We start from the raw sequence: 16,684 nt of genomic DNA, 5'->3' as shown, positions 1-16,684 counted from the left end.
AAAAGAAGCGATACCTTCCAAATTTCTTTTTGCTAAACACTGCGTCAGTTTGTCATTAAAGGATAAGGCAAGATTCGTGCAAGGTTTAAAGCTAATCGCGTAATTCGTGCTTTAGTATGGTTAACCCTATCTACATAGGGCAAGTATGATCTATAAGAGCATAGCAACGCGTCGGCAATAAATGCTAACCTATCGAAAAGGCATGCAGCATTTATACTGCCCGTGCGCTTGCAAAGTAGATTGCAAAGGAATTTTAATAATAATGATGAAGGTAAAAAGTGCTGACGCTGGCGTTGGCGCTATGAACAGAAGAAAAATACTCCAAGCCGCTGAAAAATGTTTTGCACAGTTTGGCTTCAAAGGTACAGCAGTACAAAAAATTGCCGATGAAGCAGGACTTCCTAAAACCAACGTTTTGTATTATTTCAAAACTAAACAAGAGCTGTACGTAGCGGTATTAGAAGAAACCCTTTCGCTGTGGAACTCACGTTTTGATAAAGCCACAGTAGAAGACGACCCTGCCGAGGTACTCGCCAATTATATCGCTGAGAAAATGGAAGTGTCGCGAACGCATCCAATGGCCTCAAAAATCTTTGCGATGGAAATTATCAATGGTGCGCAAAACTTAAGTGGCTACTTCGACGAAGAGCACGCGCTTTGGATGAAAGGGCGACTAGCGGTTATTGATGCATGGGTAAAGGCCGGCAAACTGCCACCTGTTGAAGGTGAATACTTGCTTTACACTATTTGGGCTAGTACCCAGCACTATGCTGACTTCTCTGCGCAAATAACCCGTCTACGTGGTAAAAAAATGACAAAATCAGATTTTGAAGACGCTACAAAACAAGTGGTAAAACTCGTGCTCGGTGGCTGTGGGTTATCTGTGCCAGAAAACTTCGAGGTGTAGCATGACAGAGTCTGTTTACCCTCGTGATCTGATTGGTTATGGTCAACATATACCTCACGCAAAGTGGCCAGGCGACGCAAAAATCGCGATTCAGTTCGTATTAAATTACGAGGAAGGCGGTGAAAATTGCGTGCTTCATGGTGACGAGGCGTCGGAAATATTCCTATCGGAAATTATCGGCGCACAAGCGTATAAAGATCGTCACCTTAGCATGGAGTCTATTTACGAATACGGCAGTCGTGCAGGGTTTTGGCGTTTACACCGTTTGCTTAATAAATACGACATTCCCGTTACTGTGTTTGGCGTCACTATGGCTATGCAACGACACCCTGACGCCGTAAAAGCCATGATGGATTCAGGTTGGGAAATCGCCAGCCACGCCATGCGCTGGGTGCATTATCAAGGCATGGACGAAGAGCAAGAGCGTAAACAAATTGATGAGGCGATTATTCTTCATGAGCAGTTAACAGGCAGTAAACCTGTAGGTTGGTATACAGGAAGAACGAGTCCGAATACGCTGAAGTTGATTGCAGAGCGCGACGATATCTTATATTGCGCCGATTCTTATGCTGACGACTTGCCTTACTACGATTGCCATTACAGTAAGCCGTTATTGATGGTGCCGTACACGTTAGACACCAATGATATGCGCTTTGCCACGCCTCAGGGCTTCAACAGTGGGGAACAGTTTTTCACCTACTTAAAAGATGCGTTTGACGTGTTGTATGAAGAAGGAGAAGAAGCGCCTAAGATGCTATCTATCGGCCTTCACAATCGTATTATAGGCAGGCCTGCTCGACTCGCTGCACTTAAGCGCTTTATCGAGTACGTTAAGTCTCACGATAAAGTATGGCTAGCGACACGAGAGCAAATTGCCCGCCACTGGTTGGACATTCATCCTAAAGATGATAGTGACAAGCCGCGTACATAGCGTTTACAGTACACGCACTATATTTAAAGTAGAGTAAAGCGAAAAAACGAAGTGAAACAAATCGGGCACTATCGCCTTCGCTTAATAAAGGATAAAACCATGAAAACAAAACTAGCCATTATAGCCCTTGGGGCGCTAGCGCTGACAGCATGTTCAAAGTTAACTAAAGAAAACTACGATAAATTAGAAATGGGCATGTCTCAGTCGGAAGTTGAAGCAATCCTGGGTTCAGCTGACAACTGCGGAAAAACAATGGGCACCATGGCATGTACATGGGGCAATGAAGACAGTAAGCACGTAAAAATCGTTTTCATGGGTGATAAAGCTGTTACCTTCACTTACGATGGATTGAAGTAAACGTATATCCTGTTTACTTGCTTAGTTTAAAAAGGACAGGTGGCGTTGAAAGCCACCTTTTTTTGTATTTAAAACATGTAGTTTGTACGCTAAATCCTAATTTAGCTCTGCTAAATTATTTTAAATCCAGTAAATACCTAAGCAAGAAAATAATCGCCAGTGCATAAGTGAGCGGTGTTACTTCTTTAAATTTACCCGTACCCACCTTAATGCCAACATAGGTAATGAAACCAAGGGCAATGCCTTCGCTAATACTGAATGTAAGCGGCATGGCGATAAGCGCAACAGAGGCGGTGGCTAGCGCACCTAAGTCGTCGAAATCAACCTGTCGAATCGATTCCATCATTAAAATACCTACCATCAATAGCGCTGGCGTGGTGGCCATCAGCGGGATAACTTTCATTAGCGGTGTTAAAAACAGTGAGAGTAAGAAGCAGACTGAAACCACTACTGCAGTAAGTCCGGTTCTGCCGCCCGCCGATACGCCCGTAGCTGACTCCACATAGCTAGTTACCGGAGACGTACCAACGAAGGCGCCCGCAATACTCGCTGATGCATCGGCTGTCATGGCTGAACCTATCTTTGGTAGCTTGCCTTCAGGAGTAAGTAGATTGGCTTTTCGAGATACGCCGATTAAGGTGCCAATGGTGTCGAACATATTCACAAACATAAGTGCGAAAATGAGGTCCCACGTTTCAGCAATATGGTCAATAGGATACCAAAAATCCATGGCCATAAAGGTGTTTGAAATAGACTCCGGCATGCCTACAACAGCAGAAGGTGTTGCAGTTAAAGTGCCGTTTTCAGTAGGAATAAAAGCGCCAATTAGTGTGAGTGTTACAATAGAGATTAAAATAGCGCCTGTGACGCGTTTAACCATCAAAACGATAGTAAAAATAATGCCTAGTAGGGCAAGCATTACCGCTGGCTCAGAAAGGTTGCCAAGCTGTACAAAGGTTGCCGGATTATCAACAATTAGCCCTGCGTTTTTAAGGCCGATAAAGGCAATGAACAAACCTATGCCACACTGCACGCCGATTTTAAGAGAAGGAGGTATGGACTCGGCTATTTTGGTACGAACTCCAGTAAGAGAAAGAAGTAAAAAGAGAATGCCGTTCCAGAAAACAATACCAAGCGCCGCTTCCCAAGGAATTTCACGGCCAAGGCAAATGGTAAACGCAAAAAAGGCATTCAAGCCCATGCCTGGGGCCAACGCAATAGGGTAGTTAGTCATTAGCGCCATCATTAAAGTGCCAATACACGCCGCTATTGCTGTCACTGTAATTAAGCCTTCTACGGGCATGCCACTTAGCCCTAGAATACCTGGGTTCACCACAAGTATATAAGACATGGCTGCGAACGTAGTAAGACCTGCGATGATCTCAGTTCTTACTGTTGTTCCGTGTTCCTGCAGCTTAAATAGCCGTTCGATTACATTGTTGGACATCAAGAGTTCTCTGTTAGTATTTCATTGTGTGTTTTGTGCGTTGAAAGCAATAAACTGACCAATTAGTCAACTTGTTGGTGTGTTTTGTGCTAACTTACTTTTCAGTACAATGACTAATTGTCATTGCGTGACTCAAGGTCACTAGCCAGGCAGCACAAAGCCAGCCAAACGGTTAGTAATCAACATAGATGATGTTAAAAAAACCGCAAACAAAACCTAAATGAGCAATAGAACTCGTTTACAGATAGCATTAAAGATAAACTATTACGCACCAAGTAAATGCCATTGCATTGTTATGGTGCAAATAAGTGAGGGGCCATGTCGCTGTCATCAATAATTAAAAACATTCCAAAGGCCGAACTGCATCTGCATATAGAAGGTAGCTTAACGCCTGAACTCATGTGGCGCCTAGCTGAAAAGCACAGTGTATCACTTCCTTATGCTAGCGTGGAAGAGATTGAAGCGGCGTATAACTTTGAAGATTTACAAAGCTTTCTTGACTTATATTATGCAGGGGCGGGTGTGCTTCGCGATGAAGATGATTTCTTTGCTCTAATGTGGGAATATTTAACGCGTTGCTACGAGGACAATATCGTCCACACAGAAATTATGTTTGACCCGCAAACCCACACAGAACGAGATATAGGTTTTGATGTCTTTATGCCGGGTTTTCTAAAGGCGATGGAAAAAGCCAAAGATGAATACGGTATCAGTAGCTATTTAATCATGTCTTTCCTTCGTCATCTGCCTGAAGATGCTGCCTTCGATACGCTTTCTGCTGCTGAGCCTTATTACGAGCACATTACGGCGGTAGGGTTAGATAGCTCAGAACTCGGGCATCCGCCGTCTAAATTCGAACGAGTATTCAAAAAAGCCAAAGCGTTGGGTTTTAAAATTGTTGCCCATGCTGGAGAAGAAGGACCGGCATCTTACATTTGGGAAGCCATCGAGCTATTGGACGTTGATCGTATTGACCACGGTGTACGCTGCCAAGAAGACGAGGCGCTTATGGCTCTTTTGAGAGAAAGGCAAATTCCACTTACCGTTTGTCCGTTGAGCAATCTCAAGCTTTGCGTCATTGATGACATGAAAGACCACAATATTGTCCAACTTTTGAATACTGGGCTTTTGGTTACTGTAAATTCGGATGATCCTACCTATTTTGGTGGTTTTCTAAATGACAACTTCGAAGCGTTACACGAGTCACTAGGTATTGACGAAAAAATAATTCGCACGTTGGTAGCAAATAGCTTTAAGGCAAGTTTTTTACCGCAAGAGCAGAAAGACGCACTTGTTGATCAGGTTCTTTCAGCTTAATCAGGAAGAAATACAAGTTCAGTGTAACAAGGCAAGATATGTAAAATATCTGGGTTAGCTTCTGCGCTTGATGCGAGAAGCTAACGTTTCTTTAAGATTGCATAACCGCAACGGTTTGCTTAATAATATTGTCTAATTCATTAACGTCTTGATCTATTTCGGTAAGGTCGTTTTGCTTGGCTTTATTTTCAATAGATGAAGCTTTTTCTCGAATGGCATCGGCACCCACATCACCTGAAACCCCTTTCATAGCATGGCTAGTGAATCTCACGGCTTCAATGTCTAATTTTGACGCTGCATCGTGAAGTGCGTGTTGCTTTTGCTCTATTTGGCCTAAAAACATTTCAACAATACGGTTGAGTAGCCCTTCATTTCCGCCCAGCCGGCTTATCGCAGCATCGCGATTCCATAACTGTTCTTTCGTAAGCGTTTCGTTAGTGTCAGCTGTGTCCATGTCTACCACCGTAATTAAATTGTGTGTCAAGTGTACAATATTTGTTCTAAACAAAAAACAGCTACGTCAGTTGCTTAGATTACAATTTTACTTAAACAACATAAACCTAGACGAAAGACTAATTTTTTTTTACGTATCTCGGGCGATACTTAATATGTCGTAAATTTAATAGTGTGGTATTTCTCATGGATAATGAGACACAGAAAGTAGTCATCATTGATGATGAACCAACAACACTCTTATTATTGGAGAGTGCAGTAGAACCTCTAGCCAAAGTTGTTACGGTTTCACAAAGTGCGAATGCATTTTCGGTGGTCAAGTCACAACAGCCTGATTTGATTGTTTTAGACATAAGCATGCCTGAGCTTTCGGGTTTTGAAGTATGTGAGCAGCTAAAAGCGTGTCCAGACACATCAGCAATTCCAATAATATTTGTAACTTCTCACAGCGACCCTCAAAATGAGCGCGAAGCCTTATCGTTAGGTGCTATTGATTTTATCTCTAAGCCAATCGATATCGAGCTATGCCAAATGAGAGTGAGAAATCACCTCACTATCCAGGATCAAAAATCGAAGCTCGCGAGGGTAAATTACGAACTAGAAGCTGAGAAAAAGCAGCTTGCCATTACGCTTAATTCCATCGCAGATGGCGTTATATCCATTAATGCAGCAGGGGATGTAACCTTTATTAACCCAGTGGCGCAAAGGTTAACAGGGTTTAGTGGTGCTGAAGCACTTGGTAAACCTGTTGATGAAGTAATGAATTTAAGGGATGCCTCAACCAATGAAAAGCTGTTGAACCCCGCGCTTTATGCATTGGAGGTGATGCGTCCTGTGGCAATGTCCTACAACGCCACATTGGTAAGCCGACACAATCAAGTATTTAGGGTAGAAGATACAGCGTCTCCCATCATTGATGAAAATGGCCAGCTTTCAGGTGCGGTTATTGTTTTCCAAGATGTGTCTGAAGCCATAGAAATGGCTGTTAAAATGACACATTTGACCAATCACGACCAACTGACGGGCTTGCCAAACCGTGTTTTACTGCACGATAGAATTGTACAGGCAGTCACGCGTTGTTTTACCTCTAAGCAGAGCATCGCGCTACTGTTAATCGATATAGACAATTTTAAATATCTTAATGATAGTCTTGGACACCAAGTAGGTGACTTTATTATTTCGTCTATTGCAAAACGCCTTGCGAATATAGTAGGTGAAAGTGCTACCCTAGCTCGCGTGGGTGGTGATGAGTTTGCGTGCCTTCTTACTGAGATTGGTTCGGGCTATAGCGCAGACAGTATTGCTATGGCGTGTTTGCAGGCGGGTAGGGAGCCAATTGAAATTGACGGTAAATCTCACCAGCTTAGCCTTAGCATTGGGATTAGCTTGTATCCACAAGACGCTGTTAATGCAGAAGAGATGATGCGCCATGCAGACTCAGCCATGTACCGCTCTAAATCGAAAGGCAAAGACACGTTTAGTTTCTTCTCTAAAGATTTACAACATGCAATGCATAATCGCGTAGAAATGGAAATCAAACTTAGACAAGCCATAGAAAACAACAGTTTAGCAATTTATCTTCAGCCTAAGTATGATTTTAATAATAGTGCGGTTTTAAGTGCAGAAAGCTTAGTAAGAATGTTTGATGAACAAGGAGGGGTTATTGGCCCTGACGAATTTATACCCTTGGCTGAAGAAACAGGGCTTATACATCAGCTAGGTAAGCAGGTTTTACAGAAAAGCTGTGAGTTCGTAGCTAAATGTAACGCGCAAGGGCAAGACTTTAAGGTGGCAGTCAATGTAGCTGCCAAACAGCTTTCAAACCCTGGTTTTGCAAGGGAAGTCGAAGAAATCATAAGAGACGCAGGCATAGAAGCGTCGTCTATAGAGTTAGAAGTGACAGAGTCAGCGTTAATGCACGACTTTGAGCAAACGCGGGATATTTTAAATGCCTTAACATCTTTAGGCGTTACAATAGCGCTCGATGATTTTGGAACAGGCTATTCAAGCCTTTCTTATTTACGTCAATTTCCACTGAATGTACTTAAAATAGACCGCTCATTTGTAATAGACATGGATAAAGAGCAACAAGCTCACGATATTGTAACGGCGATAGTGCATTTAGCACTAAGCCTAGAGCTAACCATTGTTGCTGAAGGAATAGAAACCCAGTCACATTTTAATGCGTTAAAGGAGCTTGGATGTCACCTAGGACAAGGCTACTTTATGTGCCGACCTATATCGATGGCGGATTTTTTCGCAAAGTTAATTGATGATTGCCAAGTTGCGTGAAATTCACCTGGCGGTGTGTAGAGTGCCAATCGATAGACCTCTCTTTATAACCTTGTCTTTCAAACGATACCTTCTCGGATTCAAACTAGCTGACTTTTTGGTACAAATTTGGGTGTGAGGTGTTAGACTTGCGTAAAGCGTTGTTATTACTTTGATATTATAAAGTAGAAGCAACTTAAGCGGGAAGAGTCACCTTGGCGTTGTAACAAGATAAGTAACCGATGAATCGAAAAGATATTAAACCCTACGAAGAATGCAACGTACTTATTGTAGATGATGAGCAGATGAGTCGTATGCTGCTTGAGTCTATTCTGGAGTCGGTATTCACATGTTTTACCGCCGAGTCAGGAGAAGAGGCCATTGCCTACTGCAAGGCAAATCTACCCGATTTAGTGCTTTTAGACATGAACATGCCCGACATCAACGGTCTGGATGTTTGCACTGCATTAAAAGCGTCGCCAGAGACCAACCATATTCCCGTTATTTTTGTCACCTCCACTATGGATATTGACAGTGAAAATGCGTGCTGGGAAGTTGGCGCGTCGGATTTCGTTATGAAGCCTGTTAATGCCTCCACGCTAACGCACCGCATCAAAACTCACCTTCAGAATAAACTTCGCACCGAATTTCTCGAAATGATGACATTTCATGATCAGCTTACTGGTTTGTATAACCGCATGTACTTGACCAATGAAATCCCACTGCTTATTAAGCAAGTAGCAAGGGATAAAAGTACGGTGGGCGCAATTATGATCGATATCGATTACTTTAAGCTCTTCAACGATACTTACGGTCACTTAGAAGGTGATATTTGCCTTCAAAAAGTTGCACAAATTGTATCCGATACGGTTAAACGCCCTAAAGATGCCGTGATACGATTTGGCGGTGAAGAGTTTTTAGTCATCCTTCCCTATATTGACTATCAAGGCACGAAACTGGTTGCCAATCAACTTGTTGAAGCGGTTGCTGATGCAAAAATTTCTCACGGCAAAGGCATAGAAAATCGTGTATCCATTAGCGCGGGTTTTGCTGTTTGGAAGGCTTGTGATGTGGTTGAAGAAGATGTTGCTGCGCTTATCGAAGAAGCGGATATATCTTTGTTTGAAGCCAAAGAATTAGGCCGTAATCAAGCTAAAGGCTAGGTTACAATAGCGATTTAAAGGTTACTCGTTAGGCAGAAACTTGTCTGACAATAGTTGGTGCCTAGCCGACAGCAGTAAAATCCTATTTAAAAACTGTTTTTCTAGCCTATTGTTTAATGTTCTGCGTTTAAATCCCAAGCTATTATTAAAGTATTCAGGTGCCGTGGCGTGATTTCTTCATCGCTAAATATGTCGGCTAAACGTTTATGGTCTTTACGCTTAGGTAGCGATCCATGGTCTATTTTGACGAACAATCAAGTTTGAATGTAAAACTGGAACATCAGTTGAAATCATCGCTAACCGGTTTGGTTCAGCGAGGCTGTGATTCGTTGGGCGTGTTTCAAGGTATTCTTATACAGTTAGATGAAGAGACGGTGAACATATTAGTCAAAGCTTCGTCGGCATATGCGCCTAACTTCAAGTCGGTTCCGTCCTTTTCTACCTGTATCCCAGTAGATAACTGTTTTCCCGTTAACAGTGCGAAGTGTTCAAGTGCATTTAAACAATGGTTTTCCACGTATTTTAATGCAGAAAAGTATATCCGCGGACGTGTCCATTCACTCGATGGCAGACAAGTATGCCTTGTCTTTATTAACGCATGCCCAGATCAGTCAATTAACCTAGATAAATTGTCGCTTTTAGACGATTGTTTAGACGTAATGCTTGAAAAGTTTCACCTCGAAAAAACAGAGACAACGCAGAACACGCTTTATCAAAAATTACAAAATGTAGCGAATATTGGTACGTGGGAAGTAGATTTGACAACCAATGCTCTTAGCTGGTCTTCTCAAACACGACGAATTCACGAAGTGTCAGATGACTTTGTCCCCACGCTAGAAACGGCTATCAATTTCTACAAAGAAGGGTTTGATAGGGACGAAATTAATCGCATTGTTTCCCATACAGTGGCTACAGGGGAACCGTGGAGCGCAACCCTTGAACTTGTTTCAGCCAAAGGTAATTCGGTTTGGATTGAAACTCACGGTATGGCCGAAATGAAGCACGGGAAGTGTATTAGGTTGTTCGGCACTTGCCAAAACGTCAACAAGTCAGTGCAACTTAGACTTGAACTGGAAGAAAGAAGAAGAGAAGCTGAAGCTGCGTCAAAAGAACGTGGTATGTTGTTATCACGTATTAGTCACGAGCTAAAAACACCGCTTAATGGCATAACCGGCATGCTGCAGGCAATTAAGTTTGAAAATAAAGAAAACGTGCGCATGCGTAAAGCGGATGTGGCGCTGCATAGCGCTGACCGTCTATTGTCTCTTATCAACGATGTGCTGGATTACACGTCGATTATCAATGGCGAATTCTCACTCAAATATAGTGACTTCTGTGCGCGCTCGTTAATTGAAGATATTCTGGATGTGTTTAAAACTAAATGTGCAGAGAAAGGTGTAAGGCTTTACGCTGTACTTTCTTTTGACGAAAACACTTATGTAAATGGTGATGCCGCCAGAATTAGCCAAGTCATCACTAACCTGCTCTCTAACGCGGTTAAGTTTACGCCCAAAGGTTATATTTCGGTACAAGTAGCGTTAAAACACCAAGGTGACGTTCCTATTCTGCTTGCCTCGATTGAGGACACCGGTGTAGGCATGAGTGATGAAATACTGTCACGTATTTTTAGACCATTTCAAAATGACACTGCCAGTGCCTCCGAAGAACTAAATGGTAACGGCTTGGGGCTATCTATTGTCAATCAACTTGTTGGTAAAATGGACGGTGAGCTTGAAGTAAGATCAAATCTAGGTAAAGGAACCTGTTTTGATATTGCTATACCTGTCAAAATGGCGGTATTGGATAAAGAAAAGCAGTGTGACGTTGTACTATCTTCTGAGTTGTTAAGCGTTCCATTGAATGTTTTGGTCGTCGATGACAACGATATTAACCGCTTTGTGTTAGCGTCTATGCTAGAGAAGTTTAACTACCTTCCTGATGAAGCCGAAAACGGCGAAGTGGCTGTTCAATTGGCTCGCGCTAAAAAATACGACATCATTTTTATGGACTGCGCCATGCCAGTGCTTGATGGAGTAAGCGCGACTAAGATTATTATTCAGGAAGAGTTATTGCCTAAGCACGGCCGTATCGTGGCTGTAACGGCCAATACAACCCCTGAAGATAAGGCGAACTGTAGCGATGCGGGCATGGCGGACTTTCTCGCCAAGCCCATAGTACAAAATGATGTCACACTTCAAGTACGTCATGCGCTTAATGCGAAATCAGTGACGGTTTAGCGACGGAAGCTGTTTTTCGTAATAGGTCAATTGTCCCCTGAAAGCCTGTCATATGAATCGAAGCGCATTTTAATGAGCAGTAGGGGGCTTATCCTTTACGGTTTCCCAATGCGTTACAATGTAGTCTGTCACCTGCGAACCAACATTATAGGCGGCTTCTATAGCGGCTCCCATTGCTGCATATCCATCGCCAGAACTCTCTAACTTTAGGTTCTCCGCTGCACTCAACGATGGTGGCTGCATGGTAAAATTGCTTGCGGTTCTAAGGATAAGCAAGCGGTCTTTGTCTACTAAGCCGGCATTGTCTAAATAGCTTAAGCTTTGTAGTGTGGCTGAGTCTTCCATGCCTGAGGTGACAAAATTTCCTTTGCCCTTCGTCCAGTAGGCCACCCAATCGTTTGCCCACGTATTTAGTTTTTCACCATGCCAAAAGGTAGAGGCAGATAAATGCGCACCCATCGACACATTTGGAAGTGCTTTAGCATTAGGTGAGTTGGTGTACTTGGCTCTCAATGCATCCATCGCTTCGTTGTTTAAAAGCTTGGTGTCTTTTGTCAACGAATAGGCCCACTTTGCTAACGGTAAGTTCAGCGCGTACACCTCGCCATTTGGGCTGTTGTTTATGTCTACAACGTCAGCGTTTTCAAAGGGCGCGTGAGTGAAGAGGGGGAAATAACCCGTACTCCACTGAGACGGAATTTCTCTAGCGTCAATTTGATGTGCTAGGTCGCCATCGACTACGTAATCGGTCCAAATTGCACTTCCAATGGTGTTATCCGCTGGGTCGACTCCCGCGATCCCTGCGACCAACCAATAGGCTTGAGATAAATCAAAGCGAGGATCAAGACCTAGTGCCATTATTGCTGCTGAAGCGCGCGCAATGCCCATTCCCGTAACCATACCGATGACACCTGTGTCAGGATTGGCGTAAATATCGTGAAAGCCATGAGGCAAAGGGTATTGGGTTGTGAGTTTCTGGCGAGCCTTCCACAATTGAAATTCACCAGGCGCGTCGCCTTCGTCGTTGCCAATTTCGAACATACTTACCACCACAACCTTTACTTTCATCGGTGGCTTAGCGTCATTGGCCTTTAGACTGGCTGAATAACTACTGCTACAGCAACCCAAAAATGTAGCCAATATAAGCAAAGCGTTGAAAAAGGCAGACCGTTTTTGTTTAAGCAGTGGATAAAAAGAAAGATGTATTTAGTACTCCTAAAAAAGAGCCCAGCATTATCAAACTGGGCTTCTTATCGAAAAAACTTACAGGCCTGAGAGCGTATGTCGAACGTTCAATCTACACATGAAGCACGACCACGCTCAAAGACTATGCGAACTTAGAATGAGTAAGTAAATTTAGCATTCCAGTGACGCGGAAGTTCTGGTAATACAATTTGACTACCAAATAGATCAGGGAAGTTCGAGCGGAAATAACGCTCGTCAGTTAAGTTTTTAACGGTTAAGTTAAACGACCAATCTTCTGCCTGATATGACAAGCCAGCATTGACTAACGTGTAGGCTGGAAGTGTCACTGCAGCTGAGTAGCCAGACGCGACCTCGTCCACATCTACAATACTCACATTGGCAGCATAACCATTTTGGAAGTCATAGGTTGCTGTCAGCGTGTAAATATTTTCAGGAATACCGGCCTTTCGCCCGTCTGAATTTGTTTCTCCTTCACCAACAAGGTTAAGACCTACTACGTTCCCGCCAAAAATTAACGAAGGATCATCAAGAGCAACTAAATCGTCAGCACCTAAGAATCCAAATTGGTTTCCATTGGCAAGTGCAGTTAAGTTGATAACTTCTATATTTGTATAGCCAGCAGATACAACAAGGTTCTCATTGACTACCCAACGAAGTTCAAATTCGGTGCCTTCGTTATTGGTTGTGTTGTTGGTGACCGTATTCTGAGTATTGAAGTCGGTACGCTCTTGCTCAAAGAATGAAAGGGCAAAATAGAGTGTATCGTCAACGAGAGAACCTTTAATACCGTATTCCATCAGCTCAGACGAGTCGAATGCACCGCCACCACCAGGTTGATTGAGTTGGCCAACACCAATCTCGGCGCCTTGGCCTGCAACAAGGGTAGCTTGCTCTGCTGCAGTGATATAAGGAATAAGGCCAAATTCAAATTCATATGAAATACTTGCGTTCCAAGACCATCCATCTACGGTTTCTTCAGCATAAACTGGTGCTTCATCTCCAGTAGCACCCAGAAGTAAATCCGTGCGTGATGTGCTTTCAATATCAATAGTGTCGTATCGTAATCCTAGTACTAAGTTTAAACCCCAGTCCCAAGTTAAATCGGTCATTGCAGCAATGCCTAAGTCTAAGTAATTACCTACGTCATAGTTGTCGTAGTTTTTACCCGAGCGGGTAGACAAAAGGCGGCGATCGAGTGCTGAAGACGGCATGGTTAGGTCGCGACGATTAAAAAACTCGTAAGTGAAGTCGTCGCCGTGCTCAAAGTCGGTATAGCGTACAGATGGAGAAAATTGAAATTGCGCTAATAGTCCGTCGTTCTCATATTCTGTCGCAAAAATTAGTTTGTCTTCTATAACCCAGCTGTCATGGAATTGTGAGAAGCCATAAGCATTTTCGTTTATGTTGTCGTATGCATCATAAAAAAGCTGGTTGCGAATTTCCCAATTATCCGTGTAATAAATGGTGTCGAAGTAGAGCGTTATAGCTTCGTTACCAAGTTGGTCATCAGGCGCTACCAAGGTTTGGCTACCACTTAAGGTCGTGGTACCTGGGTTTTGTAATGCCATTAAAGGATCGAAAAAGTCGCCTGTAACCGAATCTAATGGGACAGCTGGCGTGAAAATAAACGGTGAAATCAAGTCGGCGACTTCAGCATATTCTTCGTGACTGATTTGACCGTCGCCGTCCGTATCTAATGGTTGAGCCGTACCTGTAATATAGGTTCCGTCGTCAACTAACTCCTGAGTTAATCGGTTCCAGCCGGCCACTTGGTTACCATCGTAGTCGTGGTACATACCACCAAATTCAAAGCGAAGGTTATCGGTTATATCGATATTAAATGATGCTTGAAGTACGGTTTGATCAGTCTGGGTATTGTCGTAGTAACTGTCAGAGTTTTCTAGCTCACCGTATATGTAATAGCCCATTTCTTTACCGGCAACACTAGTCGGTCCGCCAACTTCTGCAGTTAAAATGCTTTTGTTCCACGACCCCGTTGTGTAAGACAACGCGCCTGTTGGTGCATCTAAATACTGCCCCGATGACGCACGAGCAGACTTGGGATTAAAATTCAGATAACCACCAATTTTTGATGGGCCGTAAATAGGTGATGCTGGGCCACGAACGATGTCGATTCGGCTGGACGCGCCAATAGGCGTAGGGTAGTTACCTGGGTTGTCTAAGCGCTTAACACCGCGGAAGTAAGTTTCCCCAGGTGTGCCCCGCACATCTAGTGAGCCCGCAACACCAAAGAATGACTGTGTGAATGTACCTGGTGCGAATGCGACGAGTTCATCGATGTCAGAAACGTTGAAGCGCTCCATCTGCTCCTGAGAAATTGTGGACGCTGAGCGAGGTGTTTCGAGGATAGATTTGCCAAAGCCAAAAACTGACTCAACGTCTTGGCCAGGAAGACTCCCAAGGGATCCTGTTACCTGAATTTTTTCAACGTCTTTTTCTTTAACTTCTGTCTCTTCTTGAGCAAAAGCTTGCGACGATAGCGCAACTGCGGTAGTCATCGCAAAAGCTTTCGCTAGAGGAGATAAATTGAATGTAGTGTTTTTCATGGTTTCCTCGTTATTTTTAGTTGCCCTTTTTTAGGGCTCTATTCACGCATTTTTTTATGCGTTTTATTATTGGCAAGAGAGTTAGCAGGATGAGTGCCAACTACTTGTCCAGTTGGTCAACTTTTGACCTCTTCTTAAGTTGCTGAATTATATGGATAAAAATATATAATGTTGTTCTTATATTGTTATTTTTATGTAAATAAACTTAATCGCATGAATGCATGCACTTTTACGGTGATTTTTAGCGAGCTTTTGCACTAAAAAGAGCAGAGGTTACGCCCGGTTGTCCGTCTATAGTTAAAATGGATGTCGAGTGTACGGAGTGTCCAACAACTTCATGGTTTACAACGGCTTTTTCATTGGATGCTTTCGTTGCCCTACGGCTACTTTCTGCCTTTGGGCTGTGAATAGGCTCGTAAGTAGGGTTGTCCTGTGCAACGCCAGTGCTGCTTTCTACTTTTTGTGCATTAGCGAGCGGCGAAGCAAGGGGCTTTTTTCCTGGTAAGGTTAAATCAAGGATGACGGCGGTGAGGCCGGCCGAGGTTACTGGGGAAAGTAAGATATTTTCAAGCCATGAAGGCAATTCAGAAAGGGCTTCTGGTACCATCATTACACCAATCGCCATACCTAGCGCACACGCTGTCACCAAACTACTGCGCCTATCAAGTGCGTAGCTGGCTAATAGCTTTAAGCCACCCACGGCCACCATGGCAAACATAACCAGAGTAGCACCACCAAGAACTGGCTTGGGAATAGCCTGCAGCACACCACCTACAATGGGGAAGAACCCAATAACAACGAATAGCGCTGCAACAAAAAAGCCGACCTTACGGCTGGCGATGCCGGTTAATTGGATAACCCCGTTATTCTGGCCAAATGTAGTATTTGGAAAGGTGTTGAACATGCCAGCAAGTAACGAATTAACGCCGTCGCCCAAAATCCCGCCTTTCACTCTTGCAAGATAAATCGGACCGCTCACAGGCTGCTTACAGAAAAGGCTATTTGCGGTTAAGTCGCCGGCCGTTTCTATTGCACTGAACAAATAAATTAGCGCAATAGGTAAAAAGAGATTGATATCAAAGGCAATGCCGAAGGCAAACGGAGTGGGGATTGCTATGACAGAAAGTGAAGCAAGGCCGCTAAAATCTAACCCTTTGGTAAAGCCGACATAGGTTGCGCCAATCGCCATACCAATAAAGATGGCGCTTAAACGCAGCCAATGATTTGTTGAGGCGTTCAAGAAAACAATAATGAGTAACACGCCAAGGCCGACGGCTAAGTTTTCTGTGCTGGCGAAGTCAGCGGCGTGAAAACCGCCCGCAAGATCAGTCATGCCTACGTTTATCAAGCTAAGCCCAATAGCGGTTATTACAATTCCTGTGGTTAATGGCGTAATGATACGTTTGAGCTTGTGTACAAACAGACTAAACACCACTTCGACCATGGCACCCGCCATAGTTAATCCAAACAACAAAGACAAGACATCTTCGGGTGTTCCTCCATCCGCCTTAACCTGATTTCCTGCCAGTATTAACGCGCTAATAAACGCAAAACTGGTACCTTGGATGGCTACCAAACCACTGCCTACTGGGCCTATACGCTTTGTTTGAATTGCCGTTCCTAAGCCGCTTACAAACAAAGCCATACTGATAAGATAAGGCGTGTATTCAGTAAGACCCAGTGTTGATGTAACAATGAGAGTAGGGGTAATGACACCGACGAAGCTTGCAAGCAAATGCTGAAATGCCGCGGTAAGTGAAGGAAGAAATGCCGGACTATCATGTAAATCGTAAAGTAGTTCGCTGTGATTTGAAGACATGGTTATTTC

Annotated in this window: 12 protein-coding genes; 7 read left to right on the top strand and 5 right to left on the bottom strand. The window is 43.6% G+C overall.

The features are described 5' to 3' along the window. Window positions 1–262 precede the first annotated feature (262 nt). From BGK61_RS12230 to BGK61_RS12220, 3 genes are all read left to right on the top strand, one after another. Window positions 263–907: a TetR/AcrR family transcriptional regulator gene (locus tag BGK61_RS12230; protein WP_014949073.1), complete on the top strand. Its 645-nt coding sequence runs from the start codon at window positions 263–265 to the stop codon at window positions 905–907. Window position 908: 1 nt separating this feature from the next. Beyond that, window positions 909–1,838 carry an allantoinase PuuE gene (gene puuE, locus BGK61_RS12225; RefSeq protein ID WP_076012304.1) on the top strand — a complete coding sequence of 310 codons (930 nt, stop codon included), beginning with the start codon at window positions 909–911 and terminating at the stop codon, window positions 1,836–1,838. 99 nt (window positions 1,839–1,937) lie between these two features. After that, a complete protein-coding gene (locus tag BGK61_RS12220; RefSeq protein WP_076012305.1) occupies window positions 1,938–2,195 on the top strand; it encodes a DUF3862 domain-containing protein in 258 nt (85 codons plus the stop codon). A 115-nt stretch (window positions 2,196–2,310) separates the two neighbouring features. Here the strand turns inward: BGK61_RS12220 and BGK61_RS12215 are convergent, their stop codons facing one another. Continuing rightward, window positions 2,311–3,642, bottom strand: a complete 1,332-nt coding sequence (locus tag BGK61_RS12215) for an NCS2 family permease (RefSeq protein ID WP_014998028.1) — start codon at window positions 3,640–3,642, stop codon at window positions 2,311–2,313. Window positions 3,643–3,960: 318 nt separating this feature from the next. On the opposite strand from BGK61_RS12215, the gene BGK61_RS12210 reads away from it, so the two are divergent. Continuing rightward, window positions 3,961–4,959: an adenosine deaminase gene (locus BGK61_RS12210; protein WP_014998029.1), complete on the top strand. Its 999-nt coding sequence runs from the start codon at window positions 3,961–3,963 to the stop codon at window positions 4,957–4,959. Between the two features lie 91 nt (window positions 4,960–5,050). Here the strand turns inward: BGK61_RS12210 and BGK61_RS12205 are convergent, their stop codons facing one another. Further along, window positions 5,051–5,413 carry an Hpt domain-containing protein gene (locus tag BGK61_RS12205; RefSeq protein WP_014998030.1) on the bottom strand — a complete coding sequence of 121 codons (363 nt, stop codon included), beginning with the start codon at window positions 5,411–5,413 and terminating at the stop codon, window positions 5,051–5,053. A gap of 185 nt (window positions 5,414–5,598) precedes the next feature. On the opposite strand from BGK61_RS12205, the gene BGK61_RS12200 reads away from it, so the two are divergent. The 3 genes from BGK61_RS12200 to BGK61_RS12190 all read left to right on the top strand — a co-directional run bounded on the left by BGK61_RS12200 (window position 5,599) and on the right by BGK61_RS12190 (window position 11,083). After that, complete coding sequence (locus BGK61_RS12200; RefSeq protein WP_076012306.1) at window positions 5,599–7,704, top strand: two-component system response regulator; 2,106 nt, start codon at window positions 5,599–5,601, stop codon at window positions 7,702–7,704. A gap of 221 nt (window positions 7,705–7,925) precedes the next feature. After that, the gene (locus tag BGK61_RS12195; RefSeq protein WP_076012307.1) at window positions 7,926–8,846 is read left to right on the top strand and encodes a diguanylate cyclase; all 921 of its coding nucleotides are present in this window, start codon (window positions 7,926–7,928) and stop codon (window positions 8,844–8,846) included. A gap of 233 nt (window positions 8,847–9,079) precedes the next feature. Continuing rightward, complete coding sequence (locus BGK61_RS12190; RefSeq protein ID WP_076012308.1) at window positions 9,080–11,083, top strand: hybrid sensor histidine kinase/response regulator; 2,004 nt, start codon at window positions 9,080–9,082, stop codon at window positions 11,081–11,083. A gap of 69 nt (window positions 11,084–11,152) precedes the next feature. Here BGK61_RS12190 and BGK61_RS12185 read toward each other — a convergent pair whose 3' ends face one another. From BGK61_RS12185 to BGK61_RS12175, 3 genes are all read right to left on the bottom strand, one after another. Next, window positions 11,153–12,289 carry a purine nucleoside permease gene (locus BGK61_RS12185; RefSeq protein ID WP_076012309.1) on the bottom strand — a complete coding sequence of 379 codons (1,137 nt, stop codon included), beginning with the start codon at window positions 12,287–12,289 and terminating at the stop codon, window positions 11,153–11,155. Between the two features lie 131 nt (window positions 12,290–12,420). Continuing rightward, window positions 12,421–14,856: a TonB-dependent siderophore receptor gene (locus BGK61_RS12180; RefSeq protein WP_076012310.1), complete on the bottom strand. Its 2,436-nt coding sequence runs from the start codon at window positions 14,854–14,856 to the stop codon at window positions 12,421–12,423. Between the two features lie 241 nt (window positions 14,857–15,097). Further along, complete coding sequence (locus BGK61_RS12175) at window positions 15,098–16,675, bottom strand: uracil-xanthine permease family protein (protein WP_076012311.1); 1,578 nt, start codon at window positions 16,673–16,675, stop codon at window positions 15,098–15,100. Between the last annotated feature and the right edge of the window lie 9 nt (window positions 16,676–16,684).

The organism is Alteromonas abrolhosensis, assembly GCF_001953635.1.
GTDB lineage: Bacteria > Pseudomonadota > Gammaproteobacteria > Enterobacterales > Alteromonadaceae > Alteromonas > Alteromonas abrolhosensis.
Note: the sequence above shows the minus strand (reverse complement) of the source record. Positions and strands in the feature narration are given on the sequence as shown.

Bases quoted from the DNA above. Each gene is read 5' to 3' on its own strand.
- BGK61_RS12230 (WP_014949073.1), top strand. From the start codon at position 263: ATGATGAAGGTAAAAAGTGCTGACGCTGGCGTTGGCGCTATGAACAGA.
- puuE (WP_076012304.1), top strand. From the start codon at position 909: ATGACAGAGTCTGTTTACCCTCGTGATCTGATTGGTTATGGTCAACAT.
- BGK61_RS12220 (WP_076012305.1), top strand. From the start codon at position 1,938: ATGAAAACAAAACTAGCCATTATAGCCCTTGGGGCGCTAGCGCTGACA.
- BGK61_RS12215 (WP_014998028.1), bottom strand. From the start codon at position 3,642: ATGTCCAACAATGTAATCGAACGGCTATTTAAGCTGCAGGAACACGGA.
- BGK61_RS12210 (WP_014998029.1), top strand. From the start codon at position 3,961: ATGTCGCTGTCATCAATAATTAAAAACATTCCAAAGGCCGAACTGCAT.
- BGK61_RS12205 (WP_014998030.1), bottom strand. From the start codon at position 5,413: ATGGACACAGCTGACACTAACGAAACGCTTACGAAAGAACAGTTATGG.
- BGK61_RS12200 (WP_076012306.1), top strand. From the start codon at position 5,599: ATGGATAATGAGACACAGAAAGTAGTCATCATTGATGATGAACCAACA.
- BGK61_RS12195 (WP_076012307.1), top strand. From the start codon at position 7,926: ATGAATCGAAAAGATATTAAACCCTACGAAGAATGCAACGTACTTATT.
- BGK61_RS12190 (WP_076012308.1), top strand. From the start codon at position 9,080: ATGGTCTATTTTGACGAACAATCAAGTTTGAATGTAAAACTGGAACAT.
- BGK61_RS12180 (WP_076012310.1), bottom strand. From the start codon at position 14,856: ATGAAAAACACTACATTCAATTTATCTCCTCTAGCGAAAGCTTTTGCG.
- BGK61_RS12175 (WP_076012311.1), bottom strand. From the start codon at position 16,675: ATGTCTTCAAATCACAGCGAACTACTTTACGATTTACATGATAGTCCG.